Below are 25,509 nucleotides of genomic sequence, written 5' to 3' on the forward strand. Positions count from 1 at the left end.
GATAACCGATGAAGACCTTTGCCACCCTGCTTCTGCTGCTGGCCGGCGCGGCCAGCGCCACCGAGATCAAGCTGCCGGATGAAACGGCGGCCTACAAGCAAAGTCCGCTGCCCGGTTACCAGCTGGTGCTGAACAACTGCCTGCTGTGCCACTCGGCGCATTACGCGCAAATGCAGCCGCCATCTTCCCCGCGCAGCTACTGGGAAGCCACGGTGAAGAAGATGAAAAAACCGTTCGGCGCCCAGTTCTCGGACGACGACATCCCGGCCATGGTGGATTACCTGAGCAAAGTCTACGGGGCCGAAAAGCCCAAGCCGTAGACCTGGGTGGCTGGCGGCGATACAATCTCGCCTTTGCCCATCGCCGACAGCCGCCATGACGATCCCCAGCCCCATCCTGCAAGCGCTCGAGCGTGCCCACCCATCGTGGCGTCCGATCCTGGAGCGCGGGCTGCAGGCGATAGCGGCAGCCAACCCGTCTTACCTGCCCGAGCTGGCGGCCGACAATTACCTGCCGACCGAATTGCGCCTGTTCGCCGCCTTCCAGCAGCCGCTGGACCAGGTGCGTTATGTGCTGGTGGGCGAGGGGCCGTACCCGCGCGCCGAAAGCGCCACCGGTGTCTGCTTCATGGACGGCGCCGTGCAGGGCCTGTGGTCGGAAGAAGAGGGCGGCGGCCTGTCCAAGCCCGTCAATAAGGCCACTTCACTGCGCAACTTCATGAAAATGCTGCTGGTCGCCGACGGTCAACTGGACGAGTCCAATACCGCCGGCGAAGCGCTGGCAGCCTGCTCCACCCGCGCCAAGGCCGGCGCCGCCATCCAGACCCTGGCCGAAATGCAGGAGCGCCTGCACAGCCACGGTTTCCTGCTGCTCAACGCTTCCCTGGTGTTCCGCCCCCACGTCGCTCCGGCCAAGGATGCCAAGGCCTGGCTGCCATTTTTCGAGACGGTGATGCAGGCACTGGCGGCAAAGCAGCCAAAACTGATTCTCTGGGGAAAGATTGCCGAGCAGCTCAACAAGCTCCCGAGCGTGCAAGCCCTGCCGCAAATCGCGGCGGAACACCCGTACAACCTGTCGTTCATTGCCAATAAGGAAATGCAGGCCCTGTTCGGCCCGATGGAATTACTGAAGAGGTAAAACTGGAGCGCAGCTTTCCTCGGGCGTTCTGAGGCGCGTCCGGCAAGGTCTGCGCAAGTCTGTTATACTTGACTAAATCGTTCAAGTAATCAGGAAATGATTTGCGAGAACAGAACGATATTTTAACTGAGTTGAACCGAGGTTGTGATGCGTCTGACTACCAAAGGCCGTTTTGCAGTGACTGCGATGATTGACCTGGCTATGCGCCAGGGCAAGGGTCCCGTCACGCTGTCCGGGATCAGCCAGCGCCAGTCGATCTCCCTGTCTTATCTCGAACAACTGTTCGGCAAGCTGCGCCGCCACGAAATCGTGGAATCGATCCGCGGCCCTGGCGGCGGCTACAGCCTGGCCCGCAAGGCAGACAAGGTGACCGTCGCCGACATCATTATCGCTGTCGATGAACCGCTCGATGCAACCCAGTGCGGCGGCAAGGAAAACTGCCACGGCGCCGACCACGCCAACGGCGCCCGCTGCATGACCCACGAACTGTGGGCCACCCTGAATGAAAAGATGGTCGACTACCTGGATTCCGTATCGCTGCAGGACCTGGTGGACCAGCAAAAAGCCAAGGCCGCGGCAGAGCAGCCAGTGCATGTGCACCGCAACAGCAACCAAGCAGCCCTCGGTTAACCGATTTGGAGTAATTAGATGAACGCCCCCGAAAAGAACGTCGCCCAGGTAGCACCGGTAGAATTCAAGACCGCGCCGCACTTCCCGATCTACATGGACTACTCGGCCACCACGCCGATCGATCCACGCGTTGCGGACAAGATGATCCCTTACCTGCGCGAACAATTCGGCAACCCGGCCTCCCGCAGCCACATGTACGGCTGGACCGCGGAAGCTGCGGTGGAAGAAGCGCGCGGCCACGTGGCCGCCCTGGTCAATGCCGACCCGCGCGAAATCATCTGGACCTCCGGCGCCACCGAATCGAACAACCTCGCCCTGAAAGGCGCGGCCAACTTCTACAAGTCCAAGGGCAAGCACATCATCACCGTGAAAACCGAGCACAAATCCGTGCTGGACACCGTGCGTGAACTGGAGCGCCAGGGCTTCGACGCCACCTACCTGGACACCCAGGACAACGGCTTGATCACCATCGAACAACTGGAAGCGGCCGTGCGTCCGGACACCATCCTGATCTCGGTCATGCTGGTGAATAACGAAATCGGCGTGGTCCAGCCGATCAAGGACATCGCCGCCTTCTGCCGCAAGAAAGGCATCATCTTCCACTGCGACGCCGCACAGGCGACCGGCAAGCTGCCGATCGACGTGCAGGACCTGAAGATCGACCTGATGACCTTCACCGCGCACAAGACCTACGGCCCGAAAGGCGTTGGCGCCCTGTACGTCTGCCGCAAGCCGCGCGTGCGTATCGAAGCGCAGATGCACGGCGGCGGCCATGAGCGCGGCCTGCGCTCGGGTACCCTGCCAACGCACCAGATCGTCGGCATGGGCGAAGCCTTCCGCCTGGCGAAAGTGGAAATGGATTCCGAGATCGAGCGTATCCGCGCACTGCGCGACCGCCTGGCCAAGGGCCTGCAGGAAATCGAAGAAACCTACGTCAACGGCGACATGGACCACCGCGTGCCGCACAACCTGAACGTGAGTTTCAACTTCGTCGAAGGCGAGTCCCTGATCATGGCCGTGAAAGACCTGGCCGTGTCGTCCGGTTCCGCCTGCACCTCGGCTTCGCTGGAGCCATCCTACGTGCTGCGCGCCCTCGGCCGCAGCGACGAACTGGCGCACAGCTCGATCCGTTTCACCATCGGCCGCTTCACCACGGAACAGGACGTCGATTTCGCGATCGAACTGCTGAAAGGCAAAGTGGGCAAGCTGCGCGAACTGTCCCCATTGTGGGAAATGTACAAGGATGGCGTGGACCTCTCCACCATCCAGTGGGCAGCGCACTAATTTACAGAATTTAAGGGAGCATCAACATGGCATACTCGGAAAAAGTCCTCGACCACTACGAAAACCCGCGCAACGTCGGTTCCTTTGAAAAGGGCGACGAGACCGTCGGTACCGGCATGGTCGGCGCACCTGCATGCGGCGACGTGATGAAGCTGCAGATCAAGGTCGGCGCGGACGGCAAGATCGAAGACGCGAAATTCAAGACCTACGGCTGCGGTTCGGCAATCGCCTCCAGCTCGCTGGTGACCGAATGGGTGAAGGGCAAGTCGCTGGATGAAGCGCTGGCCATCAAGAACACCCAGATCGCGGAAGAACTTGCACTGCCGCCGGTGAAGATCCACTGCTCCATCCTGGCGGAAGACGCCATCAAGGCAGCCGTGAACGACTACAAGGCAAAACACGGCGCCTAATCAGCGTACGGAGGAAGTATGGCAATCACCCTGACCGAAAAAGCAGCCAAGCATATCAACCGCTACATCGAGCGTCGCGGCAAGGGCATTGGCCTGCGCTTTGGCGTACGCACGACCGGCTGCTCCGGTCTGGCCTACAAGCTGGAATACGTGGACGAATCGACTCCGGAAGATTCCGTCTTCGAGTCGCATGGCGTGAAGGTCTTCGTTGATCCGAAAAGCCTGCCGTACATTGACGGCACTGAGCTGGACTTCGCTCGCGAAGGCCTGAACGAAGGCTTCAAGTTCAATAACCCGAACGAGAAGGATGCATGCGGCTGCGGCGAAAGCTTCCGCATTTAACATCGTGCAGAACCACTTCGAACTTTTCCAGCTCCCCCAGCAGTTCGCCGTAGACGCGGCGGCCCTGGACGCCGCCTACCGCGAAGTCCAGAGCCGCGTCCATCCGGACAAATTCGTCAATGCCACCGACGCTGAAAAGCGCGTCGCCATGCAATGGTCGACCCGCTCCAACGAGGCTTACCAGACCCTGAAGAATCCGCAGAAGCGCGCGCAGTACCTGTGCGAGCTGAATGGCGTCGATTTGAAGATGGAGTCCAACACGGCCATGCCGATGGAATTCCTGATGCAGCAGATGGAGTGGCGCGAGGAGCTGTCCGAAGCCCGCGCCGGCAAGGATGGCGATTTACTCGACAAGCTGGACGGCCAGTTGCGCGCCGCGCGCAAAGCCCAGCTGGCGGAGATCGAACAGCATTGCAATTCCGGTGATTTTCACGCCGTCGCGCAAGGTGTGCGCGCGCTGATGTTCATCGAAAAGTTTGGCGAAGAAGTGCGCTTCGCTTACGACGCCATCGAGGCGTAAAAAAAGAATAGGTTTCACCATGGCTCTTTTGCAGATTTCCGAACCGGGCATGTCGACCGCCCCGCACCAGCATCGTCTGGCGGTGGGCATCGACCTCGGCACCACCAATTCGCTGGTAGCGACCGTCCGCAGCAGCATTCCAGAAGTGCTGAACGACGAAGATGGCCACCCGCTGCTGCCTTCCGTGGTGCGATACCTGCCAAACGGCCATGCCAACATCGGCTACAAAGCCCAGGCCCACCAGACCACCGACCCGAAGAACACCATCGTGTCGGTCAAGCGTTTCATGGGCCGCGGCCTGAAGGACATCGCCTACGCCGAGAACCTGCCTTACGATTTCGTCGATGCACCCGGCATGGTGCAACTGAAGACCGTGGCCGGCGTGAAATCGCCGGTTGAAGTGTCGGCGCAAATCCTGGCGACCCTGCGCCAGCGCGCGGAAGACTCCCTGGGCGACGACCTGGTCGGCGCCGTGATCACCGTGCCTGCCTACTTCGACGAGGCGCAGCGCCAGGCGACCAAGGACGCCGCGCAACTGGCCGGCATCAACGTGCTGCGCCTGCTGTCCGAGCCGACTGCTGCGGCAATCGCCTACGGCCTGGATAACGCCTCCGAAGGCATCTTCGCCGTCTACGACCTGGGCGGCGGCACCTTTGATATCTCGATCCTCAAGCTGTCCAAAGGCGTGTTTGAAGTGCTGGCCACCGGCGGCGACTCCGCGCTGGGCGGAGACGATTTCGACCACCGCCTGTTCTGCTGGGTGCACGAGCAGGAAAAACTGGCCCCGCTGTCCGATGAAGACACGGCGACGCTCATGGTCAAGGCGCGCGAAGCGAAAGAACTGCTGTCGACCAAGCCGGAAGTGACGATCGACGCCGTGCTGCGCTCGGGCGAAGAAGTCCACCAGCGTGTCACCCCTGAAATTTTCGCCGACATCACCAAGCACCTGGTCGCCAAGACCATGAACGCCGTGAAGAAGGCCCTGCGCGACGCCAACATCGACGCCGACGATATCGACGGCGTGGTCATGGTGGGCGGCGCCACCCGCATGCCGCACGTACAGCGCGCGGTGGGCGAATACTTCCACACCATCCCCCACGCCAACATCGACCCCGATAAGGTGGTTGCGCTGGGCGCCGCCATCCAGGCCAACCTGCTGGCGGGTAACCGCGCCGCGGGCGATGACTGGCTCCTGCTGGACGTGATCCCGCTGTCGCTGGGCATTGAAACGATGGGCGGCCTGGTCGAGAAGATCATCCCGCGCAATTCGACCATCCCGTGCGCCCGCGCGCAGGAATTCACTACCTTCAAGGATGGCCAGACCGCGCTGGCGGTGCACGTGCTGCAGGGCGAGCGCGAACTGGTGAGCGACTGCCGCTCGCTGGCGTGCTTCGAGCTGCGTGGCATCCCGCCGATGGCCGCTGGCGCCGCACGCATCCGCATCACCTACCAGGTGGATGCCGATGGCCTGCTGTCCGTCTCGGCACGCGAACTGCGCTCCAACGTCGAAGCATCGATCACCGTCAAGCCGTCATATGGCCTTGGCGACGACGACGTGGCGCGCATGCTGTCCGAATCGCATACCGAAGCGGAAGCCGACATGAAAGCCCGCGCCCTGCGCGAAGAGCAAGTGGAAGCCGAGCGCATCATGCTGGCGACCCAGTCGGCACTGGACGAAGACGGCGCGTTGCTGAACGACGAAGAGCGCGCGGCCATCAACGCACTGATGGCCGCCACCATGGACGTGCTGGTGAAATCCGGCAGCGGTGAAGCCGACCACTACGCGGTAAAAGCCGCTTACGAAGCCCTGGCCCAGGGCACCGAAGAATTCGCATCGCGCCGCATGGACCGCAGCGTGCGCAGCGCACTGGCCGGCAAGACGCTGGACCAGGTTGTTTAATCGACTGAGGAATAGAAGTGCCACAAATCGTCATCCTGCCGCATGCCAAGCTGTGCCCCGAAGGCGCCGTGATCGAAACCGAAGCAGGGAAGTCCGTTTGCGACGTCCTGCTGGAGAACGACATCCACATCGAACACGCCTGCGAGAAATCCTGCGCCTGCACCACTTGCCACGTGCTGGTACGTGAAGGCTTCGATTCGCTCAACGAAGCGACCGACACTGAAGAAGACCTGCTGGACAAAGCCTGGGGCCTGGAAGCCTGCTCGCGCCTGTCCTGCCAGTCCATCGTGGCGGACGAAGACCTGGTCATCGAAATTCCGAAGTACACGATCAACCACGCCAGCGAAGGCGGCCACTGAGCCGAGGTGCACCATGCTGAAATGGAGTGATGTCACGGCGATTGCCGAAGCCCTGTACGACAAGTTCCCGGACGTCGACCCGACCAACGTGCGCTTTGTCGACCTGCACAACTGGATCGTCGACCTGGAAGACTTCGACGACGACCATAAGCGCGGCGGCGAAAAAGTGCTGGAAGCGATCCAGCAGGCGTGGATCGATGAAGCGCAATAAGGCCCAGCCGGCACCTCTGCCGGCCACCGTCACCGACATCCCCGAAGTCAAGCCCGGCCAGTCGGTCGCGCTGCTGCAGGAGCTGCATATCCTCACCCGCGACGGCAAGCTGAATCAGGACAGCCGCCGCAAGCTGAAACAGGTCTACCACCTTTACCAGTTCATCGAACCGCTGCTGAACGACGTCCGTTCGGCCAAGGGCTCGGTATCGCTGGTCGACCACGGGGCAGGGAAGTCCTACCTCGGTTTCATCATTTACGACTTGTTCTTCAAGGCGCTGGGGGACGACTCGCACATCTACGGCATCGAAACCCGCGAAGAGCTGGTTGCGCGCTCCGAAGACCTGGCGCGCAAATTCGATTTCCCCGGCATGAGCTTCCTGCCGCTGTCGGTGGCCGAATCGACCACCTCCGACAAATTGCCGGAGCAGATCGACATCGTCACCGCACTGCACGCCTGCAATACCGCCACCGACGACGCCATCGACTTCGCGCTGAAGAAGAAGGCCAAGCACATCGTTCTGGTGCCTTGCTGCCAAGCCGAAGTCGCCTCCGTGCTGCGCAAGAACAAAGGCTCATCGCTGGGCAAGAACGTACTGACCGAGTTGTGGCGCCACCCGATCCATACCCGCGAGTTCGGCAGCCAGATCACCAACGTCCTGCGCTGCCTCCAGCTGGAATCGCACGGCTACCAGGTCACCGTCACGGAACTCGTGGGCTGGGAGCACTCGATGAAGAATGAGCTGATCGTCGCGACGTATAAGAACCTTCCTCGCCGCAAGCCCGCCGAGCGGCTGAAGGAAGTCCTGTCCACCATTGGCCTCGATGAAATGGGCGAGCGCTTCTACACCGGCGCTCCCGCGACGACGCCAGCCGACGCCGAGGTGGCGCCGTGAGCACCGGCTATCCGGCCGGCGCCGCCGCAAGTCCGCTTGCCGCGGACGGCGAACGCTGGATTGACCTGCGCAGCGACACCGTCACCCAGCCCAGCGCCGCGATGCGCGAAGCCATGTTCGCAGCGCAGGTGGGCGACGACGTCTACGGCGACGACCCCACCGTCAACGCCCTGCAAGCCTACGCCGCAGAACTCTTCGGCTACGAAGCCGCCCTGTTCGCGCCAAGCGGCACGCAAACCAACCTGATCGCCCTGCTGGCCCACTGCGGCAGGGGAGACGAATACCTGGTCGGCCAGGACGCCCACACCTACAAATACGAAGGCGGCGGGGCAGCGGTCCTCGGCAGCATCCAGCCGCAGCCGATCGCGAACCAGCCCGACGGCAGCATCGCCCTGCAAGACATCGAAGCCGCCATCAAGCCGCACGATTTTCACTTCGCCCGCACCAAACTGCTCGCGCTGGAAAACACCATCGGCGGCAAAGTCCTGCCGCAGCAGTACGTGCAGCAAGCGACGGCTCTAGCGCACGCGCGCGCCCTGGCGACTCACCTCGATGGCGCCCGCATCTGCAACGCCGCCGTCAAACAGGGCATTGCGCTGAAGGATGCAGTGAATGGCTTCGACAGCGTCTCCGTCTGCCTCAGCAAAGGCCTTGGCGCCCCTGTCGGCTCGGTCCTGTGCGGCAGCAAAGAGCTGATCGAGCAGGGAAAACGCTGGCGCAAGATGCTGGGCGGCGGCATGCGCCAGGCCGGCGTGATTGCAGCCGCAGGCCTGTACGCCCTGCAGAACAACGTCCAACGTCTCGCTGAGGACCACGCCAACGCAGCATGGCTGGCGGCAGAACTGGCGAAGATCGGCGTGCTGCAAGTCAGCGTGCCGCAAACGAACATCGTGTTCGTCACCATGCCGCGCGAAGCCTGCGAAGGGCTGAATGCCGCGCTGGCAGCAGAACGCATCCGAGTTTCGATGGCGCCGACATTGCGCCTCGTGACCCACCTGGACGTATCGCGCGCCGATCTGGAACACGTCGCCGCCGTCATCGCCCACTACTTCAAGCAATAATGAACAACGAAGACAACACCATCCGTCTCGCCAAGCGCGTGGCGGACATGGTTCCATGCTCGCGCCGCGAAGCGGAAAACTACATTGAAGGCGCCTACGTCCTGGTCGACGGCGAAATCGTCGAAGAACCAGGAGCGCGTGTCGCCCCCGGCCAGCACGTGACGCTGTCGCCGGATGCAACCCTGCTCGACATCGCGCCAGTTACCATCCTCTTGAATAAGCCCGCAGGCGCGGATCCGCTGTCTTGCTTGCTGCCGGAAGCGCGCAGCAAGGACGCCCAGCGTGTACGCTTCCTCAAGCGCCACGTGCGCAACCTGACTTCGTGCCTCGCGCTGGATAAACAAGCCAGCGGCCTGTTCGTCTTCACACAAGACTTCCGCATTGCGCGCAAACTGGTGGACGAGGGCGCGAGCGTCGAGCAGGAATTGATCGTCGACGTCGAAGGCGAGATTGCCGACAACGGCCTCACGCTATTGAACCAGGGCGCCGGAAAAGTCAGCTGGCAAAACGAACACCGCCTGCGTTTCGCGGTCAAGCCCCCCAAGCCCGCGCTGGTCGCCAAACTATGCGCCGACGTCGGCCTGAAAGCGACCGCCATCAAGCGCCAGCGCATCGGCCGCATCTCCATGTCCGGCCTGCAGCCAGGCGAATGGCGCTACCTGCAAGGCTACGAACGCTTCTGATCCCACTGCACAGCCCGTGTCCCACCATGGGGTCACACCCGAAACGAGACACGGGCTCATCGGTATAGGGCTGAGCCCGTGTCCCGAAACGGGTGTGACCCCATGGTGGGACACGGGCGCTAGCGTAGCGTAGCGTGGCGGTGCGTTGATCAGCCTTCGATGAATGGGCAGAGTGCGGCGGTGGTTGAAGGGTTCGACAATACGCTGTTGTGGCCGGCGCCCGGCAGGATCACAATCCGTTTATGTTCGGCCGGGGAGGCTTCGAAGACACGTTGAGACATCGCCGCGGGTGTGGTCTTGTCTTCTCCGCCTGCCAGCACAAGCAGTGGCGCCTTGATGCTGCCTGCAACCTGTACATTGTCGATTGCCGCCAGCGCATCGTCGACCTTGAAGTTGATGAAGGGCTTGAAATACCAGGGCAGCGAGTTGTTGGCCCAATCCAGCGCGTTGGTGGCTGTGGTTTCGAGCACCAGGCCTCGGACCGGCCGTTCCTGCGCCACGCCGGCGGCGACAAAGCTGCCAAGCGATTGACCGTGCACGATGACGTTGCCAGGGTAGCGCGCAGCCAGCACATCGTAAATCGCCACGCCGTCTCCCTTCATGTTCGCCACTGTCGGCATGCCGCTGCTGCGCCCATAACCTCGGTAATCGAAGATCGCGACATTTGCCTTGCAGCCTTCCAGCGCGGCCACGACGTGCCTTCCGCTTTCGTCGAGGTGAAAGGCGTTGCCGCCGAAGTAGAGCAGGGTGCGTTCGGCGCCATTGCGTGTAACCAATACTCCGTGCAGGACTGCGCCATCGGGCCGCGCTACTTCCAGCGCCGTGCCATTTTCGAATGCCTGCTGCGGCAAGGGCCTGGCCTGGGTCAGTGCGTCCGGCCGGATGATCATGGATTCCTTGATGTCGACGGTCTTGCAGCCGGCAAGGGCCAGTAGCAACAACAGGGCGAATTGACGCATGGATAGCTCCTTTTTAATGATATGATAACTATATTACATTAAAAACTTATCGTAAAACAATAATGAAATGGATTCCGGTGTTTCGGCTGGCGCTGCTGGCCTTTGTCCTGGTGCAGGCCGCGTACTTCGTGATGGCGTGGCTGGTGCCGCATGGCGTGGTGCTGGCTGGGGTACAGATGGTGGTGACGCCAAAGTGGCTGGCGGCTGACGCAGTCGCCGCGTTGGCGCCGGGTCGGCTGGCGGCCGGCATGCTGGTCAATGCGCCGGTCGTTCTCCTGACGGCATATGCGGCCTGGCGCCTGGATGCCTTGCTGCGCGCGCTGCAGCAAGGCGCGCTTTTTGCCGCGGCAACCATCGGCCATTTACGTGCGTTTGCCGGCGCGGCGCTGGGCGCCATGGCCTGGTCGGTGCTCGATACGCTGCTGCGCGGCCTGGCCTGGCGGGCTTTCTTCGGGATCGATGGCCGCGTCAATATCGGCGTCTCGTCGGAAGAGCTGCTGGCCATGCTGGTCTGCCTGCTGTTCTTTGTCATTGCGGGCTTGATGCATGAGGGCCGGCGCTTGGCCGAGGAAAACGAGGGCTTCATCTGATGGCGATCGTGATCCATCTCGACGTCATGCTGGCCAAGCGCAAAGTCAAGTCGCGCGAGCTGGCGGCCTATGTCGGTATCACGGAGCAGAATCTCAGCCTGCTCAAATCCGGCAAGGTGAAGGGCATCCGCTTCGGGACGCTGGAAAAGATCTGCGAAAAGCTGCAATGCCAGCCCGGCGATATTATCGGATGGACGCCGGAACCCGGTGGGGCTGCCATCGACGACGAAGGCTTGCTATGATGGGCGCATGGATAACGACTTTTGCATCGTTCGCCGCTGCCTGATTCCGGCGGACGCTTTCATCCTGTGCGGCTGCCTGCGTGCGGCGGGACTGGCTGCCACCGTCATGGATGACCAGATGCAGGCTGCCTTCTTTCAGGCGGCGCTGATTGGCGGGGCGCGCGTGATGGTGCCGGCCGATGAACTGGCGCAGGCGCTGGAAATCCTTGCTGCATTCGAACGCGGCGAACTGGCGCTGGGTGACGACGACGATGTCGGCGAGGGTGCGCGCGTCTACGAATTCACGCCTCGCAAGTAAACACAATCGCCTGCATCTTGCCTTCAATGGCGCCGCTGCCATATTTCTCGGTGAGGGCGGCGATGACCACGTCGGTGGCCTCTTGCAGGCGCGCTGGGTCGCGCGCTTCAATGTCCGCGCGCAGCGGCGAACCCTGGCATAAGGCCATCGCCGTCGACAGCGCGGAATCGGCCCGGCTGGTTGCTGTCACTACTTCATGCGTGATGCCCCTGGTCCAGCCGCCGCGCGCCAGTTCTTGCATGATCACATCCACGTCATGCCAGCCGTAAGGCACGCGCGCCAGGAAGCGCGGCGGGTCGTCCGGGAATACCTTGGCCAGCGCATGGTTGATGGTGGCCGAAAAATCGTTATGGCTGATGCCGTCCCACACGTTGAAGCAATACAGTCCGCCCGGCTTGAGTACGCGGCGCGCTTCGCTGAAGCCTTTCGCCTTATCGGGGAAGAACATGATGCCGAATTGGCAGAGCACCGCGTCGAAACTGGCGTCGGGGAAGGGCAGGTCCTGGCCGTCGGCCTGGCGCCACTCGACGCGCGGCGAATCGACTGCCTTGCGCGCCTGGTCCAGCATGGCGGGATTGAGGTCGGTGGCGACGATTTGTGCGGCGGGGATGTCTTGCAGCAGTTGCCGGGTTACCGCGCCGGTGCCGGCGGCAATTTCCAGGATGCGGGCCGGCTTGCGCTGCGCCGCGCGGCGCGCCATGTCGATGGCGTAGGGCGTGAAGAGGAGCGGCACCATGGCGCGCTCATAGGTTTCGGGAATCGAGCCGGTAAAGCTGCTGTCCTTGTCCATGGTTGCCTCCCTTGTCCAAGACCAGTATAGCGAGACCTTAGGCGGCTTTGTTGCCTTTTTTCTCCGGTTTCGGCAACTGCACCAGGCGCGTACCGGCCAGGCGGTCGTGCAGGAACTGGCGATCCTTGTCGAGGAAGGCGGTCAAAGACCAAAGCAGGATGCTGACGAGCATGGCGTACAGCTTGTGCTTGCTGCTCAGATCAGCGGCGTAAGCCACGACGATGCCCGGCAGGATCCACAGCCAGGACAGCAGGTAGCGTATCAAAGCGGTGCGCATTGGCAAGCGTTCCAGGCCCGGCTGCACCACTTTGATGCGCCAGGTTTGCATGGCCAGGGTCTGGCCCTTGCGCGTCCACTGGTGGATGAAGTAAATGCCGAGGATCATGAAGGCCAATGCCTGGCGCAAGTGTTCTACCTGGGCAGTATGGCTGGCCTTGGTCGCGATTTCGAACACCAGGAAAGGCAGGAAGAGTGCCGCGAAAGCCAGCAGGATTTCATAAACCATCGAGATCAGGCGGCGCCTGACGGTCGGAACAGCGTTATTTGCTTGCATTCGGGGTGGCTGGTGGCGCGCTTGGCGCAGCGGTTGGAGCGGTTGGAGCGGTTGCGGGCGCGGTCGCAGCGGCGTCGGTGGCGGGCGCTGCCGCAGGGGCTGGCGTGGACGCTGCACCGGCTGTGGCTGCGCCAGCGGCGGCCGGTGCGCCGGCGGTTGCCGTGCTCGGGGCGGCGCCCACGGTTTGCGCGCTGCCTGGTGGAACGACGGCCGGCGATCCTTGCGGCAAGCCGATCGGCGCTGGCGGCACGGTGCCTGGCGGAACGGTGCCGGGGGCAGGCACCAGGCCGATGCCTTGCGCCTTGACCGGGGCCGGGGTTTTTACGGCGGCCTGGGACGGGCTAGGCGTCTTGACGACCTGGTTTTTCTTGGCGGCGGCAGCTTCCGCCAGGGCGCGCTTGGCTTCTTCCGGCAGGTTCTGGTATTGCTCCCACTCGGCGGCACGCTGGCCCGGCGGGGTGGCTTTCTTCTGGGCGCGGGCAAAGTTTTCGCGCACGGCCTTGCGTTCGGCCGGGCTCAGGTTGACCCACTCGCGCATGCGTTCCTGCACGCGCGCCTTGTCTTCCGGGTTCATCCTGGCCAGTCGGTTGCCGATGGAAATCCATTTTTGCTTGCGCACCGGACCCAGTTCTTCCCAAGTGGACTCGAGCGGCGCCAGGGCTTGCTGCTGGGAAGGGTTCAAATCAGACCAGTGCGGCTTTTCACCGACCGGCTGGGCGGCAGCGGCAACGGTAGCGGAGGCCGACGGGGCCGGCGCGGGCGGCGCGGCAGGGCGGCTCGCCAGCCAGACGACGGCAGCAGTCCCCGCACTCAGCAGCGCAATTAAGCCAGCAACCCATTTCTTGCCACCACTCACACTCGCCATACTTTATTGCTCGCGAGTCTCGAGATAGGCGCCAAAGCCTTGGTCAAGGTAAGCGGACAGCGGCAGTTCATCGGACAGCACAGCGGCGTCCAGTTCCGCCAATTCCTGCACGGCTTGCTGTTGTTCGTATTGGTACACGCCAATCATGCCGCCCAGCAGCAGCAGCAGCGGCAGGGCCACGCTGACGCGGTTGAACCAGGCAAACTGGTTGGCGAAGAAGCCCGACGCGCCGCCAGCCAGGGCTGGTGCGGTACGGGTGACGCGCACGCGGGCCGGAGCATCGGCCTTCTTGCGTTTCATCGCTGCCATGCGGGCAGCTGCCAGGCGGTCAGTGGTCGAGGCTGGCAGATCGTCTAGCTTTTCATTGAGCGCGCGCCGCACGCTGTATGCAAAGTTGGTATCTTCGGTGTTCATAACTTAATTCCCTTGGCTTTGAGCGATTCAGCGAGAGTGTGTGTTGCTCGTGAGCAATGCGTTTTAACGCTCCCTTCGGAACATCCCATCGCTTCGGCGGTTTCTGCTACGTCCATGTCCTGCCAGTAACGCATGAGGAACGCTTCCCGTTGACGCGCGGGCAGTTTTTGCACTTCTTCTTCAATAATCTGCAAGATTTGTGCCCGTTCGACCTGATCGGCACTCGATTCCGCTGCCTGGGAACCCTCTTCAGCCTCGTAGGATTCCAGAATGTCAAAGTCTTCGTGCTCTTCCTGGCCCGGGCCAAGACCGGAAAACAGACTGACCCAGGTGTTACGAACTTTTTCTCGGCGGAAATAATCAAGTATCGTCGTCTGCAAGATGCGCTGGAACAGCATCGGCAATTCGGCAGCTGGCTTGTCGCCGTATTTCTCGGCGAGCTTGATCATTGCATCCTGCACAATGTCCAGGGCGGACTCGTCCTTTCGGACAGCATAGACCGCTTGTTTAAAGGCGCGGCGCTCGACGCTTTCGAGGAAATCCGATAATTCTTTATCTGTGGCCATGCGTCGGGAAAAAGGGCTGCACTATTTTGGTAGTCTGAACAATCCGGCATTTTAACAAAAAATGCAGATTGTGCTTGACCAAAATTGTGCAGCGCGGTAACGTTAAGGACGCTTTGCACACCACAAAGCTCCCCGGTTCTTCGGGACAGGCACACAAAGCCGTTTCGAAAGACCAGCTTTCTATTGTCAGCAGTTTGCTCTAACCCGTGCCACAAGCGCGAGAGGTAGGCTAGAAACCGCTGCAAAACTCCGGCCAAACGAGTTGCGTTTAGCACCGGCTTGTACTCCAGCTACGCATGGGGGAAGGGTCAGTGTGACCGCAGAAAGAAGGGAAGCTGAGAGTCGTGCACGGTATCGCCCACTTCGCTAGGCAAGAGCATCCGATCAATCTCCTATGGACCTTGAAAGGAATGTTTCATGAATACCGAAGCTCCCATCACGGGCGCTGAAATCGTTGTCCGCTGCCTCGCTGAGGAAGGCGTAGAACACGTTTTCGGTTACCCCGGCGGCGCCGTCCTCTATATCTACGACGCCATCTTCAAGCAGGACAAATTCCAGCACATCCTCGTTCGCCATGAGCAGGCCGCTATCCATGCCGCCGATGCGTATTCGCGCAGCTCGAACAAAGTGGGCGTGGCGCTGGTCACTTCCGGACCGGGCGTCACCAATGCGGTGACCGGCCTGTCCACCGCATACATGGACTCCGTTCCGATGGTGGTGATTTCCGGCCAGGTGCCGAGCCACGCCATTGGCCAGGACGCCTTCCAGGAATGCGACACCGTCGGCATCACCCGCCCGGTGGTCAAGCACAACTTCCTGGTCAAGGATGTGAAAGACCTGGCGGAAACCATCAAGAAGGCTTTCTTTATCGCCCGTACCGGCCGTCCAGGCCCAGTGCTGGTCGATATTCCAAAAGATATTTCGATGCACAAGCACGTATACTCGTATCCGAAGGATGTCGAGATGCGTTCCTACCGCCCGGTAGACAAAGGCCACGCCGGCCAGATCCGCAAAGCGCTGCAGTTGCTGCTGGGCGCCGAGCGCCCAATGATCTACACCGGCGGCGGCGTGATCCTGGCGCATGCATCGAATGAACTGAACAAACTGGTAGAGAAGCTCGGCTTCCCGGTCACCAATACCCTGATGGGCCTTGGCGGTTCGCGCGCTTCCGATCCATGCTTCGTCGGCATGCCCGGCATGCACGGCACCTATGAAGCCAACCTCGCCATGCAGAACTGCGACGTGCTGATTGCGATCGGCGCCCGCTTCGACGACCGCGTGATCGGCAATCCCAAGCACTTCAGCCAGAGCCCGCGCAAGATCATCCACATCGACATCGACCCTTCGTCGATCTCGAAGCGCGTGAAGGTGGACATCCCTATCGTCGGCAATGTGAAGGACGTGCTGGTTGAACTGCTGTCGCAGCTGGATGCTTCCGAAGCGAAACCGAACAAGCCCGCACTGCAGGCCTGGTGGAAGCAGATCAACGAATGGCGCGACCGCAAGTGCCTGGCGTATGCCACCAACGACCTGGTGATCAAGCCGCAGCAAGTGGTGGAATCGCTGTTCGACATCACCAAGGGCGACGCCTACATCACGTCCGACGTGGGCCAGCACCAGATGTGGGCTGCGCAGTACTACAAGTTCGACAAGCCACGCCGCTGGATCAATTCCGGCGGCCTGGGCACCATGGGTGTCGGCCTGCCGTACGCCATGGGCGTGCAGATGGCCAATCCGGATGCCACCGTCGCCTGTATCACCGGCGAGGGCTCGATCCAGATGAACATCCAGGAACTGGCGACCTGCAAGCAGTACCACCTGACGCCGAAGATCATCCTGTTGAACAACCGCTTCCTGGGCATGGTTCGCCAGTGGCAGCAGATCGACTACGGTTCGCGCTATTCCGAGTCCTATATGGATTCGCTGCCGGACTTCGAAAAGCTGGCCGAGGCCTATGGCCACGTCGGCATGCGCATCGAGAAACCGGGCGACGTCGACGGCGCTCTGCGCGATGCGTTCGCCATGAAAGACCGCCTGGTCTTCATGAACTTCATTACCGACCAGAGTGAAAACGTGTGGCCGATGGTGAAGGCTGGTAAAGGCCTCTCCGAAATGCTGCTTGGCTCGGAGGACCTGTAATCATGCGCCATATTATTTCTGTACTGCTCGAAAACGAAGCGGGTGCGCTGTCCCGCGTGGTGGGCCTGTTCTCCGCCCGCGGCTACAACATCGAAACGCTGACCGTTGCGCCGACCGAAGATGCGACCCTGTCGCGTATGACCATCGTGACCACTGGTTCCGATGACATCATCGAACAGATCACCAAGCACCTGAACCGCCTGATCGAAGTGGTGAAGGTGGTGGACCTGACCGAAGGCCAGCACATCGAGCGCGAGCTGATGCTGATCAAGGTGCGCGCTGTCGGCAAGGAGCGCGAAGAGATGAAGCGTACCGCCGACATCTTCCGCGGCCGCATCATCGACGTCACCGAAAAGACCTACACCATTGAGCTGACGGGCGCCAAGAGCAAGCTGGACGCCTTCATTGACGCGATCGACCGCGCCTCGATCCTGGAGACTGTCCGTACTGGCGGCTCCGGCATTGGCCGCGGCGAACGCATCCTCAAAGTATAAATAATCGAATCTAGATTCAACCGAATTCACACCCAAGGAATGACCATGAAAGTTTTCTACGACAAAGACGCTGACCTCTCCCTCATCAAAGGCAAGAACGTTGCCATCATCGGCTACGGCTCGCAAGGTCACGCGCACGCGCAAAACCTGACCGAATCCGGCGTGAACGTGACCGTCGGCCTGCGCAAGGGCGGCGCGTCCTGGAACAAAGTCGAAGCGGCCGGCCTGAAAGTGGCGGAAGTGAACGAAGCGGTGAAGAACGCCGACGTCGTGATGATCCTGCTGCCGGACGAGAACATCGCCCAGGTGTACAAGGAAAACGTCGAACCGAACATCAAGCAAGGCGCAGTGCTGGCCTTCGCCCACGGCTTCAATGTGCACTACGGCCAAGTCGTGCCGCGCGCCGACCTGGACGTGATCATGATCGCTCCTAAGGCTCCAGGCCACACCGTGCGCGGCACCTACCGCCAGGGTGGCGGCGTGCCTCACCTGATCGCCGTGTACCAGGACAAATCCGGCTCCGCCCGCGACATCGCCCTGTCGTACGCATCGGCCAACGGCGGCGGCAAAGCCGGCATCATCGAAACCAACTTCCGCGAAGAGACCGAGACCGACCTGTTCGGCGAACAAGCAGTCCTGTGCGGCGGTACGGTGGAACTGATCAAAGCCGGTTTCGAAACCCTGGTGGAAGCCGGCTACGCGCCGGAAATGGCTTACTTCGAATGCCTGCACGAGCTGAAGCTGATCGTTGACCTGATCTACGAAGGCGGCATCGCCAACATGAACTACTCGATCTCCAACAACGCGGAGTACGGCGAATACGTGACCGGCCCGAAAGTGGTGACCTCCGCCACCAAGGACGCCATGCGCCAGTGCCTGAAGGACATCCAGACCGGCGAATACGCCAAGTCCTTCATCCTCGAGAACAAGGCCGGCGCACCGACCCTGATCTCCCGCCGCCGCCTGACCTCCGAGCACCAGATCGAAGAAGTCGGCGCCAAGCTGCGCGCCATGATGCCATGGATCGCCAAGAACAAGCTGGTCGACCAGTCCAAGAACTGATTTGTCCCTAGAAGTAAAGTTCAACGGCCCCTCGGGGCCGTTTTTTTTTACCGCAACTGCAGAGCCCGTGTCCCACCCTGGGGTCACACCCGAATCGGGACACGAACTCATCTGCGTAATAGCCGCGTTCGTGTCCCATTTCGGGTGTGACCCCATGGTGGGACACGGGCTGGACTGTTATTTCAGCGCTTCGGTGAGGACGCGGCCTTCGGCGCCGGCAGGTGGGCGTACGTTCAGCAGGTAGGCGAGGGTGGGGGCGATGTCCACCACTTCGGCATATTGGCCGTAGTGGCCTGGCTTGATCCATGGCTTGCCCATCACGATCAGCGGTACATTGGTGTCATAGGCGTACGGTGCGCCGTGCGTCGTGCCTTTGCCGCTGCCGAATCCGAAGATCCAGTGCGGTTTCAGCACGACCATCAAGTCGCCGGAGAGCTGGCGATTCCACGCGCGGCGCATCAGGGTGGCGATGCGCGTTCCGCCAACGGCGCCACTTTCCATTTGCGTGCGGGTGTAGACGTCCGCCATGCCCGGCTGGGACATCAGGAAGCGTGCGGCCGCATTTTCGACATCCTCTCGTTTCAGGCCTTTGGCTTCGATCTGGGCGTAATCCAGGTACAGGTTCGGCAGTGAGTACGCCATCACGCCTTTGGCCAGGCCGAATTTCGAAGACAAGTGGGCGTTCAGGTCGTCGAGCATCTTCTTGCCGTCCACGCGCTGTGCGCCAGTCTTCTGCACTTCGCTGGAAAACTCCGGTGTGTTCGGAAAGCCATGGTCGGCGGTCAGCACCACCAGCACATTGTCCATGCCGATGCGCTTGTCGACGTAGGAGAAGAAGTTCGACAGGATGCGGTCCAGGCGCATCAGGTGGTCGTGCGAATATTTGCTCTCTGGGCCGTATTCGTGGTTCGCCAGGTCGTGCGCGGAGAAACTCACGCCCAGCAGGTCAGGCACTCCGGCTGGGTTCTTCCCTAGGTTTTCGCCGTCGATCGCTGCCTCCGCGAATTCCGCAGTCAGTTCGTCCAGGAAGGGCGAGGCCTTCAGGCGTTTGTAGTAGGCAGCGTCGGTCGTGCCGGATTCGCTGGACAGTTGCACGTTCGGGGCATCGCCGTAATCGCCGGCATAGGCAGCATCAGGCAGCAGAGGCTTCCACTTCACTCCGTAGTAACGCTCTTGCGGCTTGCCGGCCTGGTATTTCTGCACCCATTGCGGATGTTCCTTCATGTAGAAGGTGGACGACGCGAAATTGCCGCTTTCCTCCATGTACATATAGGCGGTGCCGGTTTTGCCGCCAAGGAGAATCGCTCCGCGGTCTTTGCCGGAGACGGTAATCACCTTGGACTGCTGGCCGGTCGCATAGCGCAGCTGGTCGCCCAGCGTGTCGACGCGCAGGTTGGTTGGCGCGGTGCCGTCGTGCGGGTCGGTCTTTTCGTTGCCGATGTATTTGTAGTTCTGGTCTTCGGTGCAGTACATGCTGCCGCCCGCGGGGTTCACCCAGTTATTGCCGATGATGCCGTGCTGGTAAGGATAGGCTCCGCTCAGGATGGCGGCATGGCCAACGGCCGTGACGGTGATGCCGTGCGCCTGGTGCGCATTGCTGAACCACGCGCCTTGTTCCAGCAGACGGCGGAAGCCGCCCTGGCCGAACTGGCTGGCGTAGCGGGTTACCTGTTCCTGCGGCAGGCCGTCAACGGCCATTACGAGGATCAGTTTTGCTTGTGCAGGCTGTTTGGCCGGCGCTGCGTGGGCGCCGAACGTGGCCGCCAGGGCCAGTGCGGGAATCAGGTACTTTGCCATTTTCCTTTGGTTTTAATGGAGTGGACGACGTGTGATCATGCCACAGCCGCATGTCGGGCAGATGACACTTTTGTATCAGTTTCAGTTACATTCGAGCTTCGATGACTCCTCCGGAAGGAATTTGCATGCTCAAGCAACTGGTCCTGTTGGCAATGTTCGGCTCTGCACAGTTGGCGATGGCAGACACGCTGCCCACCGATAATTCGCTCGTCACGGTGACGGCAATCGGAACGGTCACAGCGCCCAATGACGAAGCACATCTCGTGTTTGGCTACGAGGAGCAGGGCAAGGAGAAAGCTGCGCTGGCATCCAGCGTCAACCTGCGCCTTAAGCAAGGTATTGCTGCCTTGAAGAAGGCTAACCCTAATGCCCGCCTCGCGCTGGACAGCTATCGGACCTATGCGATCTATGACGAAGCAGCTGCCCGAGTCCAGAAGCGCGAGGCCCAGCAAATCGGTTGGCGCGTCAGCCAGCAAGTGAGGCTGGTGACCAATGACTTTGCCTCGTTGCCGGTGACCGTCGCCGAGGCCCAAAAGATCCTGGTGCTCAAGGATGTCGCCTTTGGCTTGAGCGAAGAGACCAAGGCGAAGCTGGAGCAACGCCGGGTAGAAGCTGCGTATCGCAGCCTGGAGGAGCAAGTGGGCTTCATTGCGGGCGCGATGCGGCGCCCGGTCGGCGATGCAAAGCTCGAATCGCTGGACTTCAGCAATGCGGATGTGCAAAGGGTTCAGGTTACCGGCAGCAGGATCAGCCGCGCGGACCTTGGCGAGGTCGAGGAGCCCAGCTTGCAGCCAGGTGAGACCAGGCTGGAGCTGCGCGCAACCGCAAAGGTGCGCTTCAAGTAGGAGATAAGTTACAAACGCTCACGAACTGCGACAATTTTTTGGTGTGAATTCAGTTAAAGTGCGTCCATCGTCATCTAGGAGAATAACAATGACCGTCCTGAAAGCTGTAGCTGCTGCCGCGCTGGTGCTGGGCACCCAGGCAGCCATCGCACAATCCGTCCCGACTAACGGCGCCACCGTCGTGGTGCCTGCCTTTGGTGAAGTCACTGCTGCGAACGACCAGGCAGTGGCCATGCTGGCGATCGAAGAGCAGGATAAGGACAAGGCGGCTGCCGCCTCGCGCGTGAACCAGAAAATCAAGCAGGGCCTGGAGATCCTGAAGAAGGAAGACCCGCAGGCCAAGCTGAAAACCCAGGGCTACTACACCTATCCGGTGTATCCCGAAGACCGCCCGATGCCAAACGGCGTCAGCGCCAAGCCGCGTGTGCCGACTGCATGGCGCGTGGGCCAGTATGTGCAGCTGACCACCACCAACCTTGGTACCTTGCCGAAGACCGTGGCCGCTGCGCAGAAGGTGTTGACCCTGAATGGCCTGACCTTTGGCCTGAGCCCAGCCGCAACCAGGAAGCTGGATGATGCGCGTATCGCCGCCACCTACAAGAACCTGAACGAGCGCATTGCCTCCATCGCCTCGGCCATGGGCCGCCCGGTAACTGACGCCGTACTGGACACCATCGACTACGAAGGCTCCGGCAATTATGCCGGCGGCCCGGCAGGCGCACCAGCGCCGATGATGGCCCGTTTCGCCGCCAAGGCTGAGATGGACCAGTCGGTAGCCGAGCCAAGCTTCGAACCTGGCGAAACCACGCTGGAAATGCGCGTGGTGGGCAAGGTCAAGTTCAAGTAAGCCTGGCCTGAACCGTACGCCATTGTGCGGTGGCGTACGGTACCGTCGCGGTCCCTGGCGCATGCTGCGGCCATAGGAGGCTGCCATGACACAGATCCGCAAGGGCCAGGCGCCCGCCGCGCTGGACAGGGACCAATTCCGCCTGCAATTCCACTGTTCGTTTGAAGACCCGGCATTCGGCAAGGTGCGCGCTGCGCTCGACCAGGTGGAGCAGGTCGCATGGGAAAACTACGACGCGGGGCGCAAGGCGCCGCGCACGCATCCCGCTGGACCGGGTCACGCCGATCCCACCTACGAACTGTCCGACGAATGGCGCGCGACCCGCGACCGGCTGCGGCAAGCCGAAAAAGTCCAGAAAGATCCTGCCACGCCTTCCCGCATCTTGCTGATCAACGGCGCCGCCCGCAACGACGGCTCGTGTCCCGGCGAGATGTCAAAATCCTGGCGCATGGTGCAATGGCTGAAGGAGACCCTGCAGGCGGAGGGACTGGACGTGCATATCCTCGACCTGAGCCACCTGATCTCCGGCTACGACCTGCACATCCACCCCTGCAAGGGCTGCGTCTCAACGGCCATGCCGCTCTGCCACTGGCCCTGCAGCTGCTATCCCAACTATGCCATGCGCCAGACCAATGACTGGATGGCGGAAATTTACGAAGAATGGGTGTCGGCGCATGGCATCATCATCGTCACACCCGTGTACTGGTACCAGGCGCCGTCGCCCCTGAAACTGATGATCGACCGGCTGGTGTGCGCGGACGGTGGCAATCCCGACCCGACTTCCACCCATGGCAAGAAGGCGGAGGAAGCCAAGGCGCTGGAGCTGGCGGGCTGGCCTTACCCGAAACACCTGGCGGGCCGCGCCTATGGGCTGGTGGTGCATGGCGACGTGGCCGGCGCCGAGAGCCTGCGCCGCAACCTGTCGGACTGGCTGAGCTGGATGGGCTTGATCCCTGCCGGCACGCAAGCCTTGCTGGACCGCTTTGTCGGCTATTACGAGTCGTATGCCGAAAGCCATGAAAAGCTGGACGGTGCTGCCGCATTCCAGGAAGAGGTGCGCAACGTCGGCCGTGCCGTCGCCGCCGCAATCGGCCGGATTCGCTCCGGCCAGCTGCATATGGGCGACGAAGGCCTGAACCCGCCCCGCCCCAAGTAGTGTCCTCTATAATAGGGGCCACACTAAATAAAAATGGAATAGTATGGCCAAATTCCCTCGACGCCGTCCTAAAAACGCCGCCGGCAAACAATCCCTGTTCAGCCGCTTTGCCCGCCGCAAGGGCGAGGCAGGCGACCGTCCACGCTCGCGCGGCATTTACCTTCTGCCAAACGCCTTTACCACCGGGGCGCTGTTCTGTGGCTTCTTCGCCATTGTCATGGCCATGAACCAGCGTTTCGAGCACGCCGCCTGGGCGATTTTCGTCGCCATGCTGCTGGACGGCCTGGATGGCCGCGTCGCCCGCCTGACCAATACCCAGAGCGAATTCGGCGCCCAGTACGACTCCCTGTCGGACATGGTCTCCTTCGGCGCCGCACCAGCCCTGGTGATTTACGAATTCGCACTGCGCGGCCTGGGTAAGCTGGGCTGGATCGCGGCCTTCGTTTACTGCGCCGGCGCCGCCTTGCGACTGGCCCGCTTCAACACCAACATCGAGGTGGTGGACAAGCGCTACTTCCAGGGTCTGCCTTCGCCGGCCGCCGCTTCCCTGATCGCCGGCTTCGTCATGCTGCTGACGGACCTGGATGTGGATGGCGTGCTGTATCCGTGGGAAGCGTGGGTGCTGGCGGTGTTTGCTGGCCTGAGCATGGTCTCCAACGTACCCTTCTACAGCTTCAAGGACATCAACTTCCGCAAGTCGGTGCCGTTCCTGGCGGTATTCCTGATCGCGATGTTCTTCGCCCTGATCTCGATTGACCCGCCGAAGGTGCTGTTCGTGCTGTTTGTGGCCTACGGCCTGTCAGGCTATGTGATTTACCTGACCCGCCTGGTGAAGGGTAACCCGGTCAAGCTGATCGAAAAAACGACGCCTGAAGACAAGGCATAACGCCGCAGGGGCGGCAGTTCAGAAGGAGCAATTCCATGAATAACCGCCTCATCATCTTCGACACCACACTGCGCGACGGCGAGCAATCGCCGGGCGCTTCCATGACCCGGGAAGAAAAGGTGCGCATCGCCAGGCAGCTGGAAAAGCTGCGTGTCGATGTGATCGAAGCGGGTTTCGCCGCTGCCTCCCAGGGCGACTTTGAAGCCATCCGCGCCATTGCAACCGCCGTACGCGAGCCGGTCGTCTGCTCATTGGCCCGCGCCAACGACCGCGACCTGTCGCGCGCCGCCGAGGCGCTGGAGCCGGCCGCCCGCAAACGCATCCACACTTTCATCGCCACCTCGCCGCTGCACATGCAGGTGAAGCTGCGCATGTCGCCGGAGCAGGTGCTGGAGCAGGCGAAACTGGCAATCCGCTTTGCCCGCAATTTCACCGACGATATTGAGTTCAGCCCGGAAGACGGCAGCCGATCGGAAGAGGATTTCCTGTGCCGCGTGCTGGAAAACGTGATCGCCGAAGGCGCCACCACCATCAACTTCCCGGACACGGTAGGCTATGCGGTGCCGGAGCTGTATGGCGAAACGATCCGCCGCCTGCGCGAGCGCATTCCCAACTCCGACAAGGCCGTGTGGTCGGTGCACTGCCATAACGACCTTGGCCTGGCCGTGGCCAATTCCCTGGCCGGCGTGATGATCGGTGGTGCGCGGCAGGTGGAGTGCACCATCAATGGCCTGGGCGAGCGGGCCGGCAATACGGCGCTGGAAGAGGTGGTGATGGCGCTGCGCACGCGCGGCGGTTACTTCAACCTGGAATGCGGGATCGATACGACGCAAATTGTGCCTGCATCGAAAATGGTGTCGCAGATCACCGGCTTTGCCGTGCAGCCGAACAAGGCGGTGGTGGGCGCCAATGCTTTTGCCCACGCCTCCGGCATTCACCAGGACGGCATCCTGAAGGCGCGCGAAACCTACGAAATCATGCGTGCTGAGGACGTGGGCTGGACCGCCAACAAGATCGTGCTGGGCAAGCTGTCCGGCCGCAACGCCTTCAAGCAGCGCTTGCAGGAGCTGGGCATTGAACTCGACTCGGAGGCGGAGATCAACGCTGCCTTCACGCGCTTCAAGGAACTGGCCGACCGCAAGGCTGAAATCTTTGACGAAGACATCATGGCGCTGGTGAGCGGTGAAGAAGCTGCGGCTGGCGGAGAACATTACCGTCTCGTCTCGCTGGCGCAGCGCTCGGAAACGGGCGAGCTGCCGTTCGCTACTGTCGTGTTTTCCATCGACGGCGTAGAGCACAGCGCAGTTGCCACCGGCGACGGCCCGGTGGACGCCATGGTCAACGCCATCGAAAGCAAGGCACAGAGCGGCGCTGAACTGGTGCTGTTCTCCATCAACGGCATTAGCCCGGGCACGCAATCGCAAGGCGAGGTAACGATGCGCCTGGCCCATTCCGGCCGCATCGTCAACGGCGTCGGCGCCGATCCGGACATTGTCGTCGCCTCGGCCAAAGCCTACCTCGCTGGCCTCAACAAGCTGCACTCGAAAATCGAGAAGCTCAATCCACAGGTTTGA

At 61.6% G+C, this 25,509-nt stretch carries 31 protein-coding genes; 24 read left to right on the forward strand and 7 right to left on the reverse strand.

What is annotated here, in order from left to right:
* Positions 1–8: 8 nt before the first annotated feature.
* The 13 genes from sorB to GM658_RS21470 all read left to right on the forward strand — a co-directional run bounded on the left by sorB (position 9) and on the right by GM658_RS21470 (position 9,432).
* On the forward strand, positions 9–320 hold the full coding sequence (sorB, locus tag GM658_RS21410) for a SorB family sulfite dehydrogenase c-type cytochrome subunit (RefSeq protein WP_155456091.1): 312 nt from the start codon (positions 9–11) through the stop codon (positions 318–320).
* A gap of 55 nt (positions 321–375) precedes the next feature.
* Complete coding sequence (locus tag GM658_RS21415) at positions 376–1,137, forward strand: uracil-DNA glycosylase family protein (protein ID WP_155456092.1); 762 nt, start codon at positions 376–378, stop codon at positions 1,135–1,137.
* Positions 1,138–1,284: 147 nt separating this feature from the next.
* Positions 1,285–1,767, forward strand: coding sequence for a Fe-S cluster assembly transcriptional regulator IscR (iscR, locus tag GM658_RS21420; RefSeq protein WP_057259448.1), 483 nt, complete (start codon positions 1,285–1,287; stop codon positions 1,765–1,767).
* An 18-nt stretch (positions 1,768–1,785) separates the two neighbouring features.
* Positions 1,786–3,051, forward strand: a complete 1,266-nt coding sequence (locus GM658_RS21425) for an IscS subfamily cysteine desulfurase (RefSeq protein WP_155456093.1) — start codon at positions 1,786–1,788, stop codon at positions 3,049–3,051.
* 26 nt (positions 3,052–3,077) lie between these two features.
* Positions 3,078–3,461 carry a Fe-S cluster assembly scaffold IscU gene (gene iscU, locus GM658_RS21430; RefSeq protein WP_028104361.1) on the forward strand — a complete coding sequence of 128 codons (384 nt, stop codon included), beginning with the start codon at positions 3,078–3,080 and terminating at the stop codon, positions 3,459–3,461.
* An 18-nt stretch (positions 3,462–3,479) separates the two neighbouring features.
* Positions 3,480–3,803, forward strand: a complete 324-nt coding sequence (iscA, locus tag GM658_RS21435) for an iron-sulfur cluster assembly protein IscA (protein WP_155456094.1) — start codon at positions 3,480–3,482, stop codon at positions 3,801–3,803.
* Positions 3,804–3,807: 4 nt separating this feature from the next.
* Positions 3,808–4,323 (forward strand): Fe-S protein assembly co-chaperone HscB, encoded by a 516-nt coding sequence (hscB, locus tag GM658_RS21440; RefSeq protein WP_170298911.1) that lies wholly within the window; start codon positions 3,808–3,810, stop codon positions 4,321–4,323.
* A 19-nt stretch (positions 4,324–4,342) separates the two neighbouring features.
* Positions 4,343–6,223, forward strand: coding sequence for a Fe-S protein assembly chaperone HscA (gene hscA, locus GM658_RS21445; RefSeq protein WP_155456096.1), 1,881 nt, complete (start codon positions 4,343–4,345; stop codon positions 6,221–6,223).
* 17 nt (positions 6,224–6,240) lie between these two features.
* Positions 6,241–6,582, forward strand: coding sequence for an ISC system 2Fe-2S type ferredoxin (gene fdx, locus GM658_RS21450; RefSeq protein ID WP_130311189.1), 342 nt, complete (start codon positions 6,241–6,243; stop codon positions 6,580–6,582).
* Positions 6,583–6,598: 16 nt separating this feature from the next.
* A complete protein-coding gene (gene iscX, locus GM658_RS21455) occupies positions 6,599–6,793 on the forward strand; it encodes a Fe-S cluster assembly protein IscX (RefSeq protein WP_155456136.1) in 195 nt (64 codons plus the stop codon).
* Entirely contained in the window at positions 6,780–7,688 is a 909-nt protein-coding gene (locus tag GM658_RS21460) for a class I SAM-dependent methyltransferase (protein ID WP_155456097.1), read from the forward strand. Before iscX ends, GM658_RS21460 begins: the two co-directional genes overlap by 14 nt.
* 101 nt (positions 7,689–7,789) lie before the next feature.
* Positions 7,790–8,749, forward strand: coding sequence for a low-specificity L-threonine aldolase (gene ltaE, locus GM658_RS21465; RefSeq protein ID WP_155456137.1), 960 nt, complete (start codon positions 7,790–7,792; stop codon positions 8,747–8,749).
* Positions 8,749–9,432 (forward strand): RNA pseudouridine synthase, encoded by a 684-nt coding sequence (locus tag GM658_RS21470; protein ID WP_155456098.1) that lies wholly within the window; start codon positions 8,749–8,751, stop codon positions 9,430–9,432. The genes ltaE and GM658_RS21470 overlap by 1 nt, the downstream gene beginning before the upstream one ends.
* A gap of 149 nt (positions 9,433–9,581) precedes the next feature.
* On the opposite strand, the gene GM658_RS21475 is transcribed toward GM658_RS21470, so the two are convergent.
* Positions 9,582–10,391 (reverse strand): alpha/beta hydrolase, encoded by an 810-nt coding sequence (locus GM658_RS21475; protein WP_229417008.1) that lies wholly within the window; start codon positions 10,389–10,391, stop codon positions 9,582–9,584.
* 62 nt (positions 10,392–10,453) lie between these two features.
* Here GM658_RS21475 and GM658_RS21480 point away from each other — a divergent pair, with 62 nt between their 5' ends.
* The 3 genes from GM658_RS21480 to GM658_RS21490 are packed head-to-tail and all read left to right on the forward strand — an operon-like array spanning position 10,454 to position 11,521.
* Positions 10,454–10,981 (forward strand): DUF2975 domain-containing protein, encoded by a 528-nt coding sequence (locus GM658_RS21480; protein WP_155456099.1) that lies wholly within the window; start codon positions 10,454–10,456, stop codon positions 10,979–10,981.
* Entirely contained in the window at positions 10,981–11,223 is a 243-nt protein-coding gene (locus GM658_RS21485; RefSeq protein WP_155456100.1) for a helix-turn-helix domain-containing protein, read from the forward strand. The genes GM658_RS21480 and GM658_RS21485 overlap by 1 nt, the downstream gene beginning before the upstream one ends.
* Positions 11,224–11,230: 7 nt before the next feature.
* Positions 11,231–11,521 carry a putative signal transducing protein gene (locus GM658_RS21490; protein ID WP_155456101.1) on the forward strand — a complete coding sequence of 97 codons (291 nt, stop codon included), beginning with the start codon at positions 11,231–11,233 and terminating at the stop codon, positions 11,519–11,521.
* Here GM658_RS21490 and GM658_RS21495 read toward each other — a convergent pair.
* Genes GM658_RS21495 through GM658_RS21515 form a run of 5 tightly spaced genes read right to left on the reverse strand, consistent with a single transcriptional unit; the run spans position 11,505 to position 14,709 of the window.
* Complete coding sequence (locus tag GM658_RS21495) at positions 11,505–12,311, reverse strand: class I SAM-dependent methyltransferase (protein WP_155456102.1); 807 nt, start codon at positions 12,309–12,311, stop codon at positions 11,505–11,507. The two genes, GM658_RS21490 and GM658_RS21495, sit on opposite strands and share 17 nt — an antisense overlap.
* A 37-nt stretch (positions 12,312–12,348) precedes the next feature.
* Positions 12,349–12,864 carry an RDD family protein gene (locus GM658_RS21500; protein WP_155456103.1) on the reverse strand — a complete coding sequence of 172 codons (516 nt, stop codon included), beginning with the start codon at positions 12,862–12,864 and terminating at the stop codon, positions 12,349–12,351.
* The gene (locus GM658_RS21505; RefSeq protein ID WP_155456104.1) at positions 12,851–13,729 is read right to left on the reverse strand and encodes a DUF3106 domain-containing protein; all 879 of its coding nucleotides are present in this window, start codon (positions 13,727–13,729) and stop codon (positions 12,851–12,853) included. The genes GM658_RS21500 and GM658_RS21505 overlap by 14 nt, the downstream gene beginning before the upstream one ends.
* 3 nt (positions 13,730–13,732) lie before the next feature.
* Positions 13,733–14,143: a DUF3619 family protein gene (locus GM658_RS21510; RefSeq protein ID WP_155456105.1), complete on the reverse strand. Its 411-nt coding sequence runs from the start codon at positions 14,141–14,143 to the stop codon at positions 13,733–13,735.
* Positions 14,140–14,709 (reverse strand): RNA polymerase sigma factor, encoded by a 570-nt coding sequence (locus GM658_RS21515; protein ID WP_155456106.1) that lies wholly within the window; start codon positions 14,707–14,709, stop codon positions 14,140–14,142. Before GM658_RS21515 ends, GM658_RS21510 begins: the two co-directional genes overlap by 4 nt.
* A 417-nt stretch (positions 14,710–15,126) precedes the next feature.
* On the opposite strand from GM658_RS21515, the gene GM658_RS21520 reads away from it, so the two are divergent.
* From GM658_RS21520 to ilvC, 3 genes are read left to right on the forward strand one after another with little or no spacing between them, the layout of a single operon-like run.
* Positions 15,127–16,848 (forward strand): acetolactate synthase 3 catalytic subunit, encoded by a 1,722-nt coding sequence (locus tag GM658_RS21520; RefSeq protein ID WP_155456107.1) that lies wholly within the window; start codon positions 15,127–15,129, stop codon positions 16,846–16,848.
* 2 nt (positions 16,849–16,850) lie between these two features.
* Positions 16,851–17,342 carry an acetolactate synthase small subunit gene (ilvN, locus tag GM658_RS21525; RefSeq protein WP_028104341.1) on the forward strand — a complete coding sequence of 164 codons (492 nt, stop codon included), beginning with the start codon at positions 16,851–16,853 and terminating at the stop codon, positions 17,340–17,342.
* 45 nt (positions 17,343–17,387) lie between these two features.
* Positions 17,388–18,404 (forward strand): ketol-acid reductoisomerase, encoded by a 1,017-nt coding sequence (gene ilvC / locus GM658_RS21530; RefSeq protein ID WP_155456108.1) that lies wholly within the window; start codon positions 17,388–17,390, stop codon positions 18,402–18,404.
* Between the two features lie 177 nt (positions 18,405–18,581).
* Here ilvC and GM658_RS21535 read toward each other — a convergent pair whose 3' ends face one another.
* A complete protein-coding gene (locus GM658_RS21535) occupies positions 18,582–20,201 on the reverse strand; it encodes an alkaline phosphatase family protein (protein ID WP_155456109.1) in 1,620 nt (539 codons plus the stop codon).
* Between the two features lie 125 nt (positions 20,202–20,326).
* Here GM658_RS21535 and GM658_RS21540 point away from each other — a divergent pair, with 125 nt between their 5' ends.
* The 5 genes from GM658_RS21540 (at position 20,327) to GM658_RS21560 (ending at position 25,509) form a co-directional block, all read left to right on the forward strand.
* Positions 20,327–21,046: an SIMPL domain-containing protein gene (locus GM658_RS21540; RefSeq protein WP_170298912.1), complete on the forward strand. Its 720-nt coding sequence runs from the start codon at positions 20,327–20,329 to the stop codon at positions 21,044–21,046.
* Between the two features lie 88 nt (positions 21,047–21,134).
* Positions 21,135–21,893, forward strand: a complete 759-nt coding sequence (locus GM658_RS21545) for an SIMPL domain-containing protein (RefSeq protein WP_155456111.1) — start codon at positions 21,135–21,137, stop codon at positions 21,891–21,893.
* An 85-nt stretch (positions 21,894–21,978) separates the two neighbouring features.
* On the forward strand, positions 21,979–23,049 hold the full coding sequence (locus GM658_RS21550) for a flavodoxin family protein (RefSeq protein WP_155456112.1): 1,071 nt from the start codon (positions 21,979–21,981) through the stop codon (positions 23,047–23,049).
* A 43-nt stretch (positions 23,050–23,092) separates the two neighbouring features.
* Positions 23,093–23,935 (forward strand): CDP-diacylglycerol--serine O-phosphatidyltransferase, encoded by an 843-nt coding sequence (gene pssA / locus GM658_RS21555; protein WP_155456113.1) that lies wholly within the window; start codon positions 23,093–23,095, stop codon positions 23,933–23,935.
* 35 nt (positions 23,936–23,970) lie between these two features.
* Complete coding sequence (locus tag GM658_RS21560; RefSeq protein WP_155456114.1) at positions 23,971–25,509, forward strand: 2-isopropylmalate synthase; 1,539 nt, start codon at positions 23,971–23,973, stop codon at positions 25,507–25,509.

This window comes from Massilia eburnea (assembly GCF_009720745.1).
Classification (GTDB): domain Bacteria; phylum Pseudomonadota; class Gammaproteobacteria; order Burkholderiales; family Burkholderiaceae_D; genus Rugamonas; species Rugamonas eburnea.